Source organism: Quyinboa sediminis, from assembly GCF_042219855.1.
Lineage (GTDB): Bacteria > Bacteroidota > Bacteroidia > Bacteroidales > UBA5342 > JBHJHP01.
Window position 1 is genome coordinate 571,024 of record NZ_JBHJHP010000003.1, and the last position, 13,121, is coordinate 584,144.

The window sequence follows — 13,121 nt, forward strand, 5'->3', positions numbered from 1 at the left end:
ATGACACGAACATTTTCTCTTTCGCGGATGCAGCAATTACTAACATAATTATGGATTCGGTTAGCATCCGCGGAATATTTCTGAATGCCTGTCCCTTCGAGCGAAGCTAGAAGTCTCAGTCCGACTAGTTCAGAAATTTTGGGACTTTGCGGTGTTTGGTTTTTTGCTCGTATCCAAAAGCAATTTCAATTAAAACCGGTTCACTCCAGGCCCTTCCGAAAATTGAAATTCCAACGGGGAGGTTATTTACGAATCCCATGGGAAGTGTGATGTTGGGATATCCGGCCATTGCAGCAGGTGAAGAGCTTGAAAGCACAAAGCTATCTCCGTTTTCAAGGTCAGTGCGCCATGCCGGTGAACCGGTAGGTGCAATGATTGCATCGAGATCATATTCATCCATTAATTTATCAATACCCTCTGTTGTCGACATTTCTTTCATTTTATTTAAAGCCTCCAGGTATTCAGGTGAATTCAGATCTCCTTTATCTTCAGCCATTTCAAGTATTTTCTGATCAAAATATTTCAGTTCCAGGGAGTCACCTTTATTAAAAGCGATGATATCTGCCAGTGTTTTTACCGGAGCTTCATCCCCGAGTGAAGCAAGGTAGGAATTGATTCCATCTTTAAACTCATATAACAATACATCAAAGGAATAGTCCAGTGCCAGCGTGTCATATACTGTTTTAAAATCAGTCACCAGTTCAGCTCCAGCGGCTTTCATATCATTAATGGCAAGTTTGAAAAGTGAATCAACTTCGGGTAAAATACCGGTAGGACCGGTATACACTGCAATCCTTTTACCTTTTAAGCCCTTCGGATTAAGAAACGGAGTATAATCTGATAAACTTAAATCTTTGCTGTTCAGTGTTTTGCTGTCGGTGGTGTCTGTGCCTGTTAAGGCACCGAGGCAAATGGCTGCATCGGTCACGGTTCTAGCCATGGGGCCGGGGGTATCCTGCGTAAATGAGATCGGAATAATCCCCGACCTGCTTATCAAACCTACCGTTGGCTTGATGCCTACAATTCCATTGGCTCCTGAGGGACAAACAATGGATCCGTTTGTTTCTGTACCAATGGCTAACATGCAGAAATTGGCTGATACTGCTACGCCAGACCCGGAACTTGATCCACATGGATTTTGTGTCAGCACGTATGGATTTTTAGTCTGACCGCCAACACCACTCCAGCCACTGGAAGAACTGAATGATCTGAAGTTGGCCCATTCGCTTAGATTCGTTTTACCGAGGATAACAGCACCTGCTTCACGCAGTTTGGCTGCTACCCAGCTGTCTTTCAGGGGGTATGATCCCAATAGAGCCCTGGAACCACCTGTGGTTTCCATCATGTCATGTGTGTCAATATTGTCCTTTAGTAAAACCGGAATCCCATGTAAAGGTCCTCTGGAATGTCCGTTTTTGAGTTCTTCATCCAGTTTTGCAGCTATGTCTACGGCATCAGGATTAATCATGATGACTGAATGCAATTCAGGACCATCCCAATCCATGGTTTTTATTTGCTCTATGTAATATGCTACAACTTCTGATACCGTGCGTGTACCTTCGTTATAACACGTTTGCAGTTCAGGAATTGTAATCTCTTCGATTGGTTTACATTGTTCTTTGGGTTTATGTTTGCAGGATGCAATGCTGATCAGACTTAATGTAATAAAAATCCGGATAAATAAATTTCGGGTCATAACAGTGGATTAAGAGATTAATAATATGCAACAAATTACAATAAAATTATGAATTCTGTTTGATAATTGCGGTACAACCGGCTTAAAATACACAACCTGGCCCTGATAACATATTTTAACACTGTGGATGCTGAAGTACACAATTTATATAGGATTTTAAAAAAAATCAATAGGACTAAACATATTGCTATTTCATTGTGTTGCTTTAGGGTCACGCCTTATTTAGAACAACAAAAACGGTATGACATTGTTATAGTTTAGAATAAATAAAAACTGAATGGATAGTATTAACAAGCATCCGTTAATAACGGACGAACACAGAAACTATAGAGAAAAAATACGCTCGTTTGCTGAAAAAGAAATTAAGGGCATTGCAAGACAACTGGATAAGGAGAACCGTTTTTCTGTTGAACTCACAAAAAAGATGGGGAAGATCGGGCTTCTCGGGATACAGATTCCCAGGGTTTATGGCGGTCAGGAACTGGACACCTTATCTTACATTATTGCGGTTGAGGAGCTTGCCAGGGTTGATGGTTCTCAGTCAGCAACGATAGCTGCGCATAATTCACTTGGACTTTATCCTATTTACAAGTACGGAACTGATGCCCAAAAGGAAAAATATCTGCCTAAATTGGTGGCAGGTGACCATTTATGGGCTTTCGGAATAACAGAACCTACAGCTGGTTCAGACGCACAGGGTGTTAAAACAAAGGCAGAGCTTCAAGGTGATAAGTGGTTAATTAACGGGTCTAAAATTTTCATTACTAACTCTGCTTCGGATATGTCGGCAGGTGTGACCATTCAGGCTGTAACAGGCGAGAAGAATGGTAAACCCGAGTTGTCAGCTATATTGGTTGATCAGGATACCAAAGGTTTTTCCCGTGGTTTTATTACCGGAAAACTGATGTGGCGCGCAGCAGATACAGGACGTTTGTTTTTTCAAAATAGTGTAGTGCCCAGTGATAATTTGCTGGGGGAAAAAGGGCAGGGCGCCCGGATAATGCTCGAAACACTTGATGGTGGCCGCTTGTCCATTGCTGCAATGGGCCTTGGTTTGGCGCAGGGAGCATACGAAATGGCTAAGGATTATGCGCAGAACCGTCAACAATTTGGCCGATCAATTTCAAAGTTCCAGACGGTTGCTTTCAAACTGGCTGATATGGACAAAAAAATCGAGCTTGCCCGAAACACGCTTTATAATGCATGTTGGTTAAAAGATCAGGGGAAACCATTTGGCCGTGAAGCTGCCATATCAAAACTATATTGTTCAGAGGTGGCAAAAGAGGTGGCAGATGAAGCTGTTCAGATTTTCGGTGCATACGGATTAACCGATGATAATGACATTGAGCGTTTTTATCGTGATCAGCGCATTCTGCAGATCGGAGAAGGGACATCTGAAATTTTAAAGCTTGTTATATCACGACATATAGGCATTTAATGCGTATATTGTTTAATTGATTTGAAAAGACCCCAATAAAAAATGAAAAAGCGGAAAACAGAGCATTTAAATCTGGCCTTTCAATCCCGGACTGATGTGTCGGTATTGGATAATCGCTTTGTATATGAACCCATGTTTAGCGGGCATCCTGATCAGAACATCCCTACGGTAGAACTGGGCGGAAAGAAACAAAAGATACCGGTTTGGGTATCAAGTATGACCGGAGGTACAGATTATGCCGGCCATATAAACCGAAATCTGGCCAGGGCCTGTGGTGAATTCGGCATGGGAATGGGACTCGGTTCCTGTCGGGTATTACTGGAGGAAGATAAGTACCTGAGTCATTTTGACCTGAGGAAATACCTTGGGAATGAGGTGCCGTTTTTTGCCAATCTGGGTATTAGTCAGATTGAGAAATCCATCAGGAATAAGTCGGTAGACGATATTGCTTCAATGATAGAAAAGCTCCGGGCTGACGGACTTATCATTCACATCAATCCTATCCAGGAATGGTTGCAACCTGAAGGAGACAACATTTCTGTTCCCCCGATTGAAACGATTCAGACGTTTCTGGAAGAAACCGGTATTCCGGTTATTGTAAAAGAAGTTGGTCAGGGTATGGGATATGAAAGTCTGAAGGCCTTGTTGAAACTGCCTCTCGTAGCTGTTGAATTCGGTGCTTTTGGAGGAACCAATTTTGCCCGGATTGAACTGGAGAGAAGTACCCCGGAACGTAAAAAACTGTATGAACCACTGGCTTATATCGGTAACGATGCCTACAGAATGATGGACTATGCTAATACGATAAGGCAGTCAGAAGAGGATTTAAAGTGTGATCATCTGATTGTTTCGGGTGGATTGAAAAACTATCTTGATGGTTACTATTTTTTGCAGAAATCACAATTTACAACCATTTACGGGCATGCCTCGGCATTTCTGGAACACGCCAGAGAAGAGTACGAATTGTTAAGGGATTTTGTAAGCAGTCAGATAAAGGGCTTACAGATTGCCTATGCCTATCTGAAGTTGAATAAAGAGTATTAATCCTGAAAAACAACCTCAATGTTAAAAGGATTTTCAAGGTTATCGAAAGACGAAAAACGGCAAATTCTTATCGGGGAAGGACTAATTTCAGAGAGCGAATTAGATGAAATAATTCAATCTGAACACGTTGATCCTGAATTCCGAAAAAGACTGGAAGGATTCAGTGAAAATGTGCTTACATCCTACCATCTGCCTTTCAGTGTTGCGCCTAATTTTTTAATTAACGGCACTTCTTATATCATCCCAATGGTTACAGAAGAAAGTTCTGTGGTTGCTGCTGCAGCGTCTGCAGCCGGATTCTGGGCTATGAACGGTGGCTTCCATTGTAATGTGAAGTCAACAGTTAAAGTCGGCCAGGTATTTTTTGAATGGGGTGGCCCGGTTGATTTGATGCAAAGCCGTCTGGCTGAACTTACAACAGTGTTAAATGACGTAACAACTTCATTAACAGGGAATATGCAAAAACGGGGAGGGGGAATCACTGCATATAGTCTGATTCCGCATCCCAATGTTTCTTTTTCCTGCATTGAGCTTCATGTGGAATTTGAAACTGCTGATTCCATGGGGGCAAACTTTATAAACTCATGCCTGGAGGCGATAGCTGCGGAAATACCGGTGTTCACTGAGGAGCACTTTCCGGATTATCCTGGTGCAGATGTAATCATGGCAATCCTCTCAAACCATACACCACATTGTATTGTGGAATGTTACGTTGAAGCACCGGTTATGTCATTGAATAAGTTTGATGCTGATAATAATGGAGAACGATTTGCTGAACGGTTTAAAAAAGCAGTGGATATTGCATTACAGGACACTTCGAGGGCGGTTACACATAATAAAGGCATTTTTAATGGTATTTCTGCCGTTCTCCTTGCAACCGGGAATGATTTTCGGGCCGTTGAAGCAGCGGGACATGCTTATGCTGTTAAGGATGGTCATTATGCATCCTTGTCAAAGGTATCGCTAACGGGTGAAACGTTTCGCTTGTCCCTTGAAGTGCCTATGGCTGTTGGAACTGTTGGTGGTCTAACCCGTTTACACCCCATGGCAGCTGCTGCACTTCATATTCTCGGAAACCCCGGTGCTGAAAAGTTAATGATGGCCATTGCTTCTGTGGGGCTGGCTTCAAATTTTTCAGCTGTAAAAGCATTGACGACCAGTGGGATACAGCGCGGACATATGAAGATGCATCTGGTTAATATTCTGAACCAGTTGGGAGCAACAAACGAACAAGTTGAGCAGGCTCAGCGTTTTTTTAAAGATAAGACTGTTTCTGTAAGTGCAGTGCGTTCATTTTTAACAAAAAAGAATTAACTATGAAAGAAGATATTTACACTGCGTATTCAAAAGGTAAATTAATGCTGGCAGGTGAATACCTGGTCCTTGCCGGTTCCAAATCCCTTTCGGTTCCGTTAAAAGCCGGACAAAAACTAACCATAAGTTTTAACGCAGACGGTCCACATGAAGTGTTATGGAAAACATTTGAAGGTGAATCTCAGCCAATTGAGTTCAGTTTTCCGATAGAAGATATTGATCAGCAAAAATATAAGCCGGAAGGCGACAGGGGCTATTTGCTAAGGATTTTGCGTTCGGCACGAAGAATTAACAGAACTTTTCTGGCAGAAAGAGGATTATATGTGGCGGAGTCTGAATTTGATCCGGGGTTGAAGCCGGGACTCGGGCAGAGTTCTTCTCTTATTTCAAATATTGCTTTCTGGGCTGATGTGGACGTTTACCGGTTAAACCGTCTGATGAGTAAAGGTTCAGGTTATGATCTGGCAACAGCAAGAGCTGAATCAGCTATAACCTTTGTAAAGCAGTGTCCGTCACCTGATATTGAGTCCGTTTCACTGAAACCTGAAATTCTTGATAAATTATTTTTAGTTCATTTAAATAAAAAAGAGAGCAGTGAGAAATCAATTTCATTATATTTGAAATTATTGATGACAAAGAAGAAGGCTGTTGCTTCCATGAACACCATTATCGAAGAGATGGTAAATGCCGGTTCGGTATCTGTATTTGGAAAACTTATGGATCAACATGATAAACTTCTTGCAGGTGTATTGAGAAGAAAAACGGTTAAAGATCTTTATTTCAAGGATTTTAAGGGATTTGTAAAATCTTCAGGAGCCTGGGGAGGTGATTATATACTGGCCTTGACAGAGGAGAATGAAAAGTGGGTGAAAGATTATTTCACTGAAAAAGGGTATAAACAGGTTTTGAAGTTAAATGAATTGATAGCATGAGTTCAGCAATGGCATGGAAAAAAGTAGCTTGGCGCAGTCCGTCGAATATAGCTTTAATCAAATACTGGGGTAAATACGGAAGACAGCTTCCCCGAAACCCTTCCATCAGTATGACCCTGAAAAACTGTTACACGGATACCGAAATGGAATACCGTTTCGGAAATGTTTCAAATGGGCCTGTGCTTGATTTCAGGTTCCAGGGGAAGCATGACGAAGTATTTGCAGCCCGAATTATGCATTACCTGGATGACATAAGTGCGGAAAAGCCGTTTCTTAAAAATCTTGAGATGCGGGTTAATTCGTCGAATAGTTTTCCTCATTCTGCCGGTGTAGCTTCGTCGGCTTCATCAATGAGTGCATTTGTACTGTGTATGCTGGTAGCTGAAAATCAGATTATTGGTGTGGAAAAGGATATGGATGATTTTCTAAGGGAAGCTTCATCATTCAGCCGTCTTGCATCCGGCAGTGCTGCACGTTCTCTTTTCGGCGGTTATGTTATATGGGGAGAATCAGCTTTTATTCCTCATTCCTCATCAAGGTTTGCCATGCCTGTAACTGAAGTAGCACCGGTCTTTCAGCGTTACCGTGATGCAGTTATGATTGTTTCAAGTAAAAAGAAAACCATGGCCAGCACCCGCGGACATAAGCTAATGGAAGATCATCCTTTTGCCCAGGAACGCTATGGTCAGGCCAGGGTTAATCTGTCCCGCATGATAGAAATTCTTCGAAACGGTGATCAAATGGGATTCGCCGAACTTCTGGAACATGAAGCTCTGACCCTTCATGCCCTGATGATGTCATCCATTCCGGGCTACATTGAAATTAAACCCAATACAATCAACATCATTGATAAAATAAGGGAGTACCGGGATAAAAGTGGTGTTCCACTTGCATTTACACTTGATGCCGGACCAAACGTTCATATTCTCTATCCTGAGGAGGATAAGGAAGAGGTGATCTATTTCATCAAGCATCAGCTGAAGGATTTGTGTGAAAATAAGAAATGGATAGACGATGAAATGGGAACCGGACCGGAAAGACTTTTGTAAGATACAAGACGCAAGACACAAGATACAAGATACAAGATGTAAGGTTTAAGATGCTGGATTGATAGTTCTTGAATACGAAAAGAATATTTTAAAGTTGGGATAACTAACTTATTACTTACAACTTATTACTAATTAACCAAATCATGAATTACGCCAAACTGTTGCTTTTCGGTGAATATACTGTTCTTTATGGCGGAGATTGTCTGGAGTTGCCTTATAAAAGATACGGAGGCATGCTGACGCTGGAGGAACCGGTAGAAGGAGAGGAACAGTTGGCCAGATGGTCGAACAGACAGTTGCTTGAGTTTTACCATCATCTCTTAAAGGTATTAAATACCGGAAGATACAGGATGTCTTTTGATACAGAACAGATGGCTATAGATTTATCAAGAGGCTTATGGTTCAAAAGCGATATTCCCGGTCAGTCGGGGTTTGGCAGTTCGGGAGCTCTGGTAGCTGCTTTTGTGAATCGTTATGGTGTAAACGTACTCTCCGAACATACCGATAACCTGAAACAGCTGTTTGCATCACTTGAAAACAATTTTCATGGCAACAGTTCCGGTATGGATCCGTTGGTTTCATTTTTGAATATTCCTGTAGCAAAAACTTCAGCCGGATTATTGACTCCCGTATTGCAAAATCAGTTTGCTGACGATATAAAGTTATTTTTGGTTCATGCAAGACAGGAACGAAATACCAGGGAACTGATCCATGCATTTAAGAACCGGATGGCTGATGCAGGATTTCAAAAAGAATATATGGATACCATACTCCCTCATACAAACCGGGTAATCCAATCAATACTCAGCCATGATGACGATTCATGGTACGACCATCTAAAGGTACTTTCGCAACTTCAAAAGGTGTTTTATTCAGACATTATTCCTGACATTATTCCTGTCAAGTTTGATTCAGATATTTTTCATTTAAAACTTTTAGGTTCCGGAGGTGGTTTCATGCTCGGGTTTACAAGAGATTACAAAAAGACGGTTGATTTCTTTAATACCGCCGGTATTTCTGTTAACCGGATCAGACATTCTGATCTTATTCTGGCCTGATAACATCCTTAACACAACGAAAACCTATGTGAGGAGCACTGGTGTCAGGAGTGGATTTCATTCGCGCAGCTGCCCTGTAGCCGGAACAATATGCATCATTACATAAAAACGACCCTCCGCGGATCACTTTCTTATGCGCATAAGGTTCATCAGGATCATAACTCGTTTCAGGTCCCTTTGGATTATAAGCTATGGTGTTTACTAAAGTACTGTAATATTCGTTATGGTACCAGTCGCTGCACCATTCCCAAACATTCCCGGCCATGTCATACAGTCCAAATCCATTCTGCTTAAACTGTTTGACGGGAGCCGTAAAATAATATCCGTCTGATTCGGTGTTGATATAAGGGAATTTCCCATCCCAGCTATTGGCTTTTGCAGGTCCGGAATTGACAGGCTCTTTGCCCCAGGGATATACATTTTCATCGTTTCCGCTACGTGCTGCATATTCCCATTCTGCTTCTGTAGGAAGTCTTTTTCCGGCCCAATCAGCATAGGCTTTAGCATCTGTCCAGCTTACATGAACTACCGGATGATCCATTAGATCTGCAATTGAACTGTTTACGCCGGCAGGATGTCTCCAATTGGTTCCCGATGACCACTTCCACCAGATCATCGGATTATTCAGGGGGACTTCATGATCCGGAGGGTTAAACTGCAGGGAACCTGCTTTCAGCATGGCTTCAGGTGGTTTAGGTGTTCCCGGTGGCAGTTCTTTTTTCATTTCCTCCCAGTTTATGGCTTTTTCTGCAGTGGTGATGTAACCGGTTGCCTCGACGAAAGCCGAAAATTGCCGGTTAGTCACTTCATGTTGATCCATTAAAAAAGCCTTGATTTTTACCTTATGAACGGGAAATTCATCGGATCGCGCAAACCTTTTATCTCTTCCACCCATGCTGAATTCTCCGGCAGGCAAATAAACCATATCGTCAGGAATCTTTATATGCGCATTTACCTCATACTGTATCTGATCTCTGCTTTGCTTGAATGTTGTGTCTGCATTTTCTGTCATTAGTGCATACCTGGATTCTGCAGAAGGGGATATGCATTGCTTTGCTGAATCCTGCTGATTCATTCTGCCGGTTTCCTTTTTCAGATTATTTTTACAGGACAGGAAAAGAAGACTTGCCAGAAAAATAGAAAAAAATTGTTGCATAAATGATATGTATGGTTTATTAAACCACATAGTACTCAATTGGTTCAGCTTTTGGTATATAATAAACCTTAACAAATTACAATTTATTAACAATGAGTGTTTTAAACAATATGCACCTGAGTATGTTAAGTATGTGTAGGAATAGACAGGTTTAAATGTCAAACCCAAATTGAAACCATTCCTCTCTATACCGGTTTAATACCGGTTACACTGTTTAATCTTTACCCCACTGGTTGAACGTATACATTTCATAGTTCAACAATAAAATAAAAACAAGTAACATGCTGGATTTCAGAAAAGATAAACGGGGAGAACCCATGAATTTTGATTTTAATGGTCTCAAAGCCTTGTTTCTCAATTGTACGCTCAAACAAACGCCGGAACTTTCGCATACTGAAGGTCTGATATTGTTATCGAAGCTGATATTTGAAGCAAATGGTGTTGAAACTGAAATAATACGGCCCGTGGATTTTGATATTGCTCCTGGCGTTTATCCGGATATGACGGAACATGGCTGGGAAAAGGATGAATGGCCACAGCTGTTTGAAAAAGTTAAAGAAGCTGACATACTCATACTGGCCACGCCCATTTGGCTGGGTGACAAGTCATCGGTATGTACTAAAATCATTGAACGGCTTTATGGCCATTCCGCAGAATTGAATGAATCAGGACAATATATTTATTATGGAAAAACAGGAGGGTGTTTGATTTCAGGAAATGAAGATGGAGCCAAGCACTGTGCCATGAATATGTTGTATTCTCTTCAGCATATAGGGTATGTGGTTCCGCCACAGGCAGATGCAGCCTGGGTTGGAGAAGCCGGTCCGGGGCCGTCGTACCGTGATGAGGGTTCAGGAGGACCTGAAAATGATTTCACCAACAGGAATATTACATTCATGACCTGGAACCTCATGCACATGGCAGCTTTATTAAGACTGACCAATGGTATACCTGCATATGGCAATCTGCCTGAGCAATGGAAACAGGGAGAAAAGTTCGGATTCATGCAAATGAATAAATAAATACCACTATGAATTTACTGCAGTTTTACAGGGATGTCAGAATGGCCTCTCTGGATATGGTTAAACCACTTGAAATAGAAGATTATCTGCTCCAACCGTCTTATTTTGCCAGTCCGCCTAAATGGAATCTTGGTCATACCACATGGTTTTTTGAAGACATGGTACTAAAAAAATATATGCCGGATTATACGCCGTTTAATGATAAATTCAGTTTTATTTTTAACAGTTACTATAACAGTTTGGGGGACAGAATACGGCGCGATAGCCGGGGGGATTTAAGCAGGCCTACAGTTGATGAAGTGCTGAAGTACCGTGAATACGTTGATGTGAAAATGGTGGACTTATTATCCGGTTCAACCGAAAAATTTGAACATCTCGTAATATTGGGACTGAACCATGAACAACAGCATCAGGAGCTTTTTTTTACAGACCTGAAATATGCATTCAGCATTAATCCGCTCTATCCTTCTTATACTGGTATGGCATATTGCGAAGATGAAGATAAAAACGATACCGGATTTGCCATCGTAAAAGAGGGGATATATAATATTGGTTACGATGGCAGTGGGTTTGCATATGACAATGAACTGCCTCAACACAAGGTTTTTCTGACGGAATTTGAGATCAGGCATAAACTGGTAACTAATGGTGAGTTTCAAGAATTTATTGAAGCCGGCGGTTACGAAAATGCTGAATTGTGGCATGATGAAGGATTTTCCCGGATCAGGGAAAATAACATTACAAATCCGATGTACTGGCACAAAACCGAAGGGAAATGGTATCAGTACACTCTGGCCGGTTTGAGAATGATAAACCCCAGCCACATATTAACCCATATTTCCTACTACGAAGCATACGCGTTTGCTCAGTGGAAAGGGATGCGATTGCCAAGCGAATTTGAATGGGAAGTTGCAGCATCTCAGTTGGATTATGGAAAACGCTGGGAATGGACTGAAAGTGCATATCTGCCATATCCAGGATATAAAAGAGAAAAAGGTGCACTGGGAGAATACAACGGGAAGTTCATGGTGAACCAGAAAGTATTAAGAGGAGGTTCCGTTGTCACCCCCAAAGGGCACAGCCGAGTTAGTTACAGAAATTTTTTTCATCCTCAGATGGGATACCAGTTTAATGGAATCCGTCTGGTTAAATAGATATTATGGCTACAATTACATTGATGAAAGGGATAGTGGAAGATACCTACCGCGGTTTGACTTCTACTCCAAAATATTTGCTGCCCAGAAATTTATATGATGACAGGGGAAGCCGTATTTTTCAGGATATTATGGCTATGCCTGAATATTATCTTACAAATTGCGAAGAGGAAATTTTCCGAACACAGAAACAGTCCATACTGGATAGTATAAGTTTTGGGAACCGTTATTTTGATCTTATTGAACTGGGATCAGGCGATGGTATGAAGACCAGGATTTTACTCTCGTATTTTCAGCAGATGGGCGTAAATTTCAGTTATATTCCTGTCGATATAAGTGCAAAAGCCAACAGGATGCTGAAGGACAATTTAAGATCCTCTGTTCCTGATTTGAATGTTGAACCTAGAACAGGAAATTACTTTGATGTACTTGCGCAGATGCAGAAAAACTCTGCAGTACCAAAAACAATACTGTTTCTGGGGGCCAATATTGGAAATTTTTCGGTGCATGAAACGCGAAAGTTTTTATCCGAAATTGCACGCTTGTCTAATCCGGGTGATAAACTTCTGATCGGATTTGATTTGAAAAAGTCTCCTGCTGTGATCATGGAGGCTTACCATGACAGACACGGACATACCCGCAGGTTCAACCTGAATCACCTTACCAGGATAAACAGAGAACTGGGAGCGGACTTCATAACGGATAATTTTGAACACCATACCAGTTATGATCCTGTATCAGGAGCCTTACGGAGTTTTCTGGTCAGCAAAAAGGATCATACGGTGACGCTTAAGGATCCGGATATGAAAATAAGCTTTAAGAAATGGGAACCATTATATATGGAATTATCGCAGAAATTCAGCCTGTCTGATATCAATGAGCTTGCGAATGAAAACGGCTTCAGGGTGTTGCATCACTTTCTGGACAGCAGAGGTTATTTTACAGATTCTTTATGGGAAATTAAAAATGTACAAAGATGAAAGCGATATGGAATAATCAGGTAATTGCCGAAAGCAATAAAACAGTTGTAGTGGAAGGGAACCATTATTTTCCTATGGTTGCGGTAAATGAAGAGTATCTGAATGAGACTGATACGCATACTATATGTCCCTGGAAAGGAACCGCCTCATATTTTGATATAACAATAAACGGTAAGACAAACAGCGATGCCGCATGGACGTATAAAAATCCTAAAGACGCTGCTTCGAAGATAAAAAACTATGTTGCCTTTTGGAAAGGTGTCGAAGTTGTGGAATGA

General features: G+C 41.4%; 12 protein-coding genes. 10 read left to right on the forward strand and 2 right to left on the reverse strand.

The features are described 5' to 3' along the window. Positions 1-124: 124 nt before the first annotated feature. A complete protein-coding gene (locus tag ACE1EF_RS10335) occupies positions 125-1,696 on the reverse strand; it encodes an amidase (RefSeq protein WP_375720583.1) in 1,572 nt (523 codons plus the stop codon). Between the two features lie 277 nt (positions 1,697-1,973). Here ACE1EF_RS10335 and ACE1EF_RS10340 point away from each other — a divergent pair, with 277 nt between their 5' ends. The 6 genes from ACE1EF_RS10340 to ACE1EF_RS10365 all read left to right on the forward strand — a co-directional run bounded on the left by ACE1EF_RS10340 (position 1,974) and on the right by ACE1EF_RS10365 (position 8,531). After that, positions 1,974-3,134 carry an acyl-CoA dehydrogenase family protein gene (locus ACE1EF_RS10340; RefSeq protein WP_375720584.1) on the forward strand — a complete coding sequence of 387 codons (1,161 nt, stop codon included), beginning with the start codon at positions 1,974-1,976 and terminating at the stop codon, positions 3,132-3,134. A gap of 42 nt (positions 3,135-3,176) precedes the next feature. Next, positions 3,177-4,178, forward strand: a complete 1,002-nt coding sequence (locus tag ACE1EF_RS10345; protein ID WP_375720585.1) for a beta/alpha barrel domain-containing protein — start codon at positions 3,177-3,179, stop codon at positions 4,176-4,178. Between the two features lie 18 nt (positions 4,179-4,196). Next, positions 4,197-5,492 (forward strand): hydroxymethylglutaryl-CoA reductase, encoded by a 1,296-nt coding sequence (locus ACE1EF_RS10350; protein ID WP_375720586.1) that lies wholly within the window; start codon positions 4,197-4,199, stop codon positions 5,490-5,492. Positions 5,493-5,494: 2 nt separating this feature from the next. Continuing rightward, a complete protein-coding gene (locus tag ACE1EF_RS10355) occupies positions 5,495-6,424 on the forward strand; it encodes a GYDIA family GHMP kinase (RefSeq protein WP_375720587.1) in 930 nt (309 codons plus the stop codon). Continuing rightward, positions 6,421-7,473 carry a diphosphomevalonate decarboxylase gene (locus ACE1EF_RS10360; protein ID WP_375720588.1) on the forward strand — a complete coding sequence of 351 codons (1,053 nt, stop codon included), beginning with the start codon at positions 6,421-6,423 and terminating at the stop codon, positions 7,471-7,473. Before ACE1EF_RS10355 ends, ACE1EF_RS10360 begins: the two co-directional genes overlap by 4 nt. A gap of 143 nt (positions 7,474-7,616) precedes the next feature. Continuing rightward, a complete protein-coding gene (locus tag ACE1EF_RS10365) occupies positions 7,617-8,531 on the forward strand; it encodes a GHMP family kinase ATP-binding protein (RefSeq protein WP_375720589.1) in 915 nt (304 codons plus the stop codon). Here ACE1EF_RS10365 and ACE1EF_RS10370 read toward each other — a convergent pair. Further along, complete coding sequence (locus ACE1EF_RS10370; protein ID WP_375720590.1) at positions 8,518-9,687, reverse strand: formylglycine-generating enzyme family protein; 1,170 nt, start codon at positions 9,685-9,687, stop codon at positions 8,518-8,520. The two genes, ACE1EF_RS10365 and ACE1EF_RS10370, sit on opposite strands and share 14 nt — an antisense overlap. A 281-nt stretch (positions 9,688-9,968) precedes the next feature. Between ACE1EF_RS10370 and ACE1EF_RS10375 the strand changes: the two genes are divergently transcribed. The 4 genes from ACE1EF_RS10375 to ACE1EF_RS10390 are packed head-to-tail and all read left to right on the forward strand — an operon-like array spanning position 9,969 to position 13,121. Then, positions 9,969-10,709 carry a flavodoxin family protein gene (locus tag ACE1EF_RS10375; protein ID WP_375720591.1) on the forward strand — a complete coding sequence of 247 codons (741 nt, stop codon included), beginning with the start codon at positions 9,969-9,971 and terminating at the stop codon, positions 10,707-10,709. Positions 10,710-10,717: 8 nt separating this feature from the next. After that, positions 10,718-11,863: an ergothioneine biosynthesis protein EgtB gene (egtB, locus tag ACE1EF_RS10380; RefSeq protein WP_375720592.1), complete on the forward strand. Its 1,146-nt coding sequence runs from the start codon at positions 10,718-10,720 to the stop codon at positions 11,861-11,863. A gap of 5 nt (positions 11,864-11,868) precedes the next feature. After that, positions 11,869-12,843 (forward strand): L-histidine N(alpha)-methyltransferase, encoded by a 975-nt coding sequence (locus tag ACE1EF_RS10385; RefSeq protein WP_375720593.1) that lies wholly within the window; start codon positions 11,869-11,871, stop codon positions 12,841-12,843. Continuing rightward, positions 12,840-13,121 carry a DUF427 domain-containing protein gene (locus ACE1EF_RS10390; RefSeq protein ID WP_375720594.1) on the forward strand — a complete coding sequence of 94 codons (282 nt, stop codon included), beginning with the start codon at positions 12,840-12,842 and terminating at the stop codon, positions 13,119-13,121. Before ACE1EF_RS10385 ends, ACE1EF_RS10390 begins: the two co-directional genes overlap by 4 nt.

Excerpts from the sequence above, each read along its gene's own strand:
- ACE1EF_RS10360 (WP_375720588.1), top strand. The coding sequence starts at position 6,421 with ATGAGTTCAGCAATGGCATGGAAAAAAGTAGCTTGGCGCAGTCCGTCG.
- ACE1EF_RS10385 (WP_375720593.1), top strand. The coding sequence starts at position 11,869 with ATGGCTACAATTACATTGATGAAAGGGATAGTGGAAGATACCTACCGC.
- ACE1EF_RS10370 (WP_375720590.1), bottom strand. The coding sequence starts at position 9,687 with ATGCAACAATTTTTTTCTATTTTTCTGGCAAGTCTTCTTTTCCTGTCC.
- ACE1EF_RS10335 (WP_375720583.1), bottom strand. The coding sequence starts at position 1,696 with ATGACCCGAAATTTATTTATCCGGATTTTTATTACATTAAGTCTGATC.
- ACE1EF_RS10375 (WP_375720591.1), top strand. The coding sequence starts at position 9,969 with ATGCTGGATTTCAGAAAAGATAAACGGGGAGAACCCATGAATTTTGAT.
- ACE1EF_RS10355 (WP_375720587.1), top strand. The coding sequence starts at position 5,495 with ATGAAAGAAGATATTTACACTGCGTATTCAAAAGGTAAATTAATGCTG.
- ACE1EF_RS10350 (WP_375720586.1), top strand. The coding sequence starts at position 4,197 with ATGTTAAAAGGATTTTCAAGGTTATCGAAAGACGAAAAACGGCAAATT.
- ACE1EF_RS10340 (WP_375720584.1), top strand. The coding sequence starts at position 1,974 with ATGGATAGTATTAACAAGCATCCGTTAATAACGGACGAACACAGAAAC.
- ACE1EF_RS10390 (WP_375720594.1), top strand. The coding sequence starts at position 12,840 with ATGAAAGCGATATGGAATAATCAGGTAATTGCCGAAAGCAATAAAACA.
- egtB (WP_375720592.1), top strand. The coding sequence starts at position 10,718 with ATGAATTTACTGCAGTTTTACAGGGATGTCAGAATGGCCTCTCTGGAT.
- ACE1EF_RS10345 (WP_375720585.1), top strand. The coding sequence starts at position 3,177 with ATGAAAAAGCGGAAAACAGAGCATTTAAATCTGGCCTTTCAATCCCGG.
- ACE1EF_RS10365 (WP_375720589.1), top strand. The coding sequence starts at position 7,617 with ATGAATTACGCCAAACTGTTGCTTTTCGGTGAATATACTGTTCTTTAT.